Below are 3,177 nucleotides of genomic sequence, written 5' to 3'. Positions count from 1 at the left end.
GGTCGATCGGATCCAGGACCTGGTAAAGCTTGCGTTGCCCGGGATCGCACTCAAGCCCATGCCCACCCCGCCGCTGGAGATTCCCTATCACGCGGGCTTCGACTACTTTGAATTGGACCGAAGCGGTGAATTCTGGAAGCAGCTGAGCGCGGGAGGCGGCTTCGGGATGCATATCGGCGGGGAGTTCCCGGGATTGGAGCTCGAGCTCTGGGCTATCCGCGAGTAAACCGTGACCGACGACGATCCTTTCAGCATACCCGGCGACGCCGGTGCGACCGTGATCCGTCCCATCCCCGGAGGGCGGCGTTCGGCTGCCGTACCGGCTCGAGCGGCTCCGCAGCCGCCGCCCTTCTCGGGGGTTCCCCCGACCTGGAGCGCGCTCGGGCAGACGGCGCCGGTCGTCAATCCGCTCGTGAGCTGCGCCGCGGGTCTCCTGACGATCGCCGCGGAGCTGCGCGGGACCGTCGCTCACCCCGATCCGGCCGGTCTGCGCGAGGGGCTCGTCCGCCAGGTGCGCGAGTTCGAGACCTGTGCCCGCGCCAAAGGACTGGTGGATGCGGTCGTGCTGCCCGCACGCTATGTTCTATGCGCCCTGATCGACGAATCCGTCCTGGATACGCCCTGGGGGACCGAGAGCGTCTGGAGTCGTCAAGGGCTCTTGATCAGCTTCCACAACGAGACCTGGGGCGGGGAGAAGTTCTTCAGCGCGCTGGAGCGCTTGCTCGCCTATCCGAGCGGCAACCTGAACCTCTTGGAGCTCATGTATCTGTGCTTGGCGCTGGGCTTCGAGGGGCGCTACCGGGCACGACCGGACGGCCGCGCGCAGCTCGAACGGGTTCGCGAGCAGCTCTTTCAAACGATTCGCACGCAACGGGGCGACCCGGATCCCGAGCTGGCGCTGCATTGGCAGGGGGCTACGGTGCGGCGGGATCCGCTGATCCACCAGCTGCCGCTCTGGGTCTTCTCCGCGATGGCCGGCCTGCTCCTGGCCGGGCTCTTCGCCTTCTACAGCATCGCGCTCAACCGTGATTCGGATCCTGTTTTCCTCTCGCTCAGTCAACTCGACCGCGGGTTGGAGGTGGTGGTGGATCGCCCGCGGGTTCCCTTCGCCGAGGCGCCGCCGGCCTCGCCGGATGCACCCGCGCCCTTGACCTTGCGCCTCCTGCTTGCCGAGGAAATCGCCGCCGGGCGTTTGGAGGTGGAGGACAGGCCCACGGGCCAGACCGTCATCATCCGCGGCGACGGACTCTTCGCCTCCGGCAGCAGCAGCTTGACGCCGGGCTTGATGCCGTTGATGCGTCGGATCGGCGAGGCATTGGCCCGTCTGCCCGGTACGGTCCTGGTGACGGGGCACTCCGACAGCGTTCCGATCAAGACGCTGCGCTTCCCTTCGAACTGGCATCTCTCGCAGGAACGTGCGGAGCGCGTGATGGCGTCGCTCGTGGAGGTCGTCGGCGACCCGTCGCGCTTCACCGCCGAGGGACGTGCCGATACAGAACCCCGAGTGCCCGAGAATCCTCGGGATGCCCGCAACCGGCGGGTCGAGATCACCTTGATGGGGCCACGCGGCGGGGCACGTGCGACGTCCGATGTGGCCAGTGTGCGGCCATGAAATCGCTGCTTCGATTCCTTGGCTCACGCTGGTTTCTGACCCTGCTCGGAACGATCGCGCTGGCCCTGTTGATCTGGTTCATCGGCCCGCTGGTCGGCGTTGCAGGCGTGGAGCCCTTGGCGTCGCCGCGCAGCCGGTACATCGCCGTCGGGGCCCTGTTCGGGGTCTGGGGTCTGGTGCGGATCGGCTCGGCCGTGCGAGCACGGTTGCGCAATCGCCGCTTGATGGAGCAGCTCGCGGCGCGCCCGGCGGCTGCGCCGGACCCGGCCAAGGTCGCCAGCGAAGAAGAGCTGCAGGTCCTGCGCGAGCGCTTCGATGACGCATTGGCGGCGCTCAAGGGATCGGAGGTTCGGCACCGACTGGGCGGACGCTGGGTCTACCAGCTGCCTTGGTATCTGATCATCGGTCCGCCCGGCTGCGGCAAGACGACCGCGCTTATGAATTCGGGTTTGCGTTTCCCACTCGCCGAGCGTCTCGGTCAGGACGCTATCCAGGGTATCGGCGGCACCCGCAACTGCGATTGGTGGTTCACCGACGAGGCGGTCTTGATCGACACGGCCGGACGCTACACCACCCAGGACAGCTACGAGCAGGTGGACAGCGCCGCCTGGCAGGGTTTCCTCGGGCTGCTGAAGAAGCACCGGCCGCGACGCCCGATCAACGGGGTGTTGGTGGCCGTGAGTCTCGCCGACCTCATGCAGCAGAGCCAAACGGAGCGCACGGCCCATGCGGCGGCGATCCGTCAGCGCATCCAGGAGCTGTGCAAGACCTTCGGCATCGCGATCCCGGTCTATGTGCTCTTCATGAAGGCGGATCTGGTAGCCGGCTTCATGGAGTTCTTTGCGGATCTGAACAAGGAGGGGCGCGAGCAGGTCTGGGGCGTGACCTTCCCCTACGACCCCGAGGAGAAGACCCCGGCGGCGCTCTCGATCTTTCCGGCCGAGTTGACGGCCCTCGTCGAGCGTCTCGACCAACGTCTGCTGACCCGTATGGAGCAGGAGCGCGAACCGGGAAAACGCTCCCTTGTGTTCAGCTTTCCACGGCAATTCAATGCCCTCGGCGATACCCTCGACCAATTTTTGCAGGACGCCTTCGCGCCGTCGCGTTTCGAGATTCGTCCTCTGGTACGGGGTGTCTATTTCACCAGCGGCACGCAGACCGGCACCCCGATCGACCGGGTACTGAGCGGGTTTGCGGGGAGTTTCGGCCTGGCTCGCCAGGGTCCGCTCCCTTTCAAGGGGACGGGAAAGAGCTTCTTTTTGACGCGTTTGCTGCGCGATCTGATCTTCACCGAGTCGGGGCTCGCAGGGCTGAATCCGCGTCTGGAGCGTCGTCGGCGTTGGCTCAGACGAGGGGCCTATGCCGGGGTCTTATCGGTCCTGTTGCTGGCCGGCGCGGCCTGGACCACAAGCTACTCGCGCAACCTGGCCTACATCGACGAGGTCGCCCAGCGCGTGGTCGAGATCGAGGCGAAGATCGATGCCATCCCGGTCGAGGAGCGCAACCCGCTCGGCGTCTTGCCCCTGCTCGATGCGGCTCGCGCGATCCCCGGCGGATACGCCGAC

The 3,177-nt window shown here is 66.5% G+C and carries 3 protein-coding genes; all 3 read left to right on the top strand.

Annotated features, from left to right (window positions below; translation table 11 throughout):
* Nucleotides 1-226, top strand: a 226-nt coding sequence (tssK, locus tag GPT33_RS18290) for a type VI secretion system baseplate subunit TssK (protein ID WP_296811946.1), incomplete at its 5' end; no start/stop codon positions are given.
* Nucleotides 227-229: 3 nt separating this feature from the next.
* A complete protein-coding gene (icmH, locus tag GPT33_RS18285) occupies nt 230-1,612 on the top strand; it encodes a type IVB secretion system protein IcmH/DotU (RefSeq protein WP_296811944.1) in 1,383 nt (460 codons plus the stop codon).
* Nucleotides 1,609-3,177: type VI secretion system membrane subunit TssM (gene tssM, locus GPT33_RS18280; protein ID WP_296811941.1), on the top strand; the 1,569-nt coding region annotated here is incomplete at its 3' end. The genes icmH and tssM, both read left to right, overlap by 4 nt.

Origin of the sequence: Thiocapsa sp., from assembly GCF_011390875.1 — a bacterium.
Lineage (GTDB): Bacteria > Pseudomonadota > Gammaproteobacteria > Chromatiales > Chromatiaceae > Thiocapsa.
The sequence above is the reverse complement of the archived record's forward strand: the minus strand, read 5'-3'. Positions and strand labels throughout refer to the sequence as shown.